The sequence below is a fragment of the Moellerella wisconsensis ATCC 35017 genome, from assembly GCF_001294465.1.
Classification (GTDB): domain Bacteria; phylum Pseudomonadota; class Gammaproteobacteria; order Enterobacterales; family Enterobacteriaceae; genus Moellerella; species Moellerella wisconsensis.
The window spans coordinates 1-213 of record NZ_LGAA01000101.1 but is presented as its reverse complement, the minus strand read 5'-3'; the positions used below and the strand labels follow the sequence as shown (position 1 = coordinate 213).

Genomic DNA, 213 nt, shown 5'->3' with positions numbered 1-213 from the left:
ACTACCGGGTTTCTAATCCTGTTTGCTCCCCACGCTTTCGTGCCTCAGTGTCAGTGCTGGTCCAGGGTGCCGCCTTCGCCACAGATGTTCCTCCCGATATCTACGCATTTCACTGCTACACCGGGAATTCCGCACCCCTCTACCGCACTCTAGGTCGCCAGTATCCAATGCCATTCCCAGGTTGAGCCCAGGGCTTTCACATCAGACTTAACG

1 rRNA gene is annotated in these 213 nt (G+C 55.9%); it reads right to left on the bottom strand.

The features are described 5' to 3' along the window. Positions 1–213: ribosomal RNA gene (locus tag M992_RS14550) — 16S ribosomal RNA — on the bottom strand; the annotation flags it as partial.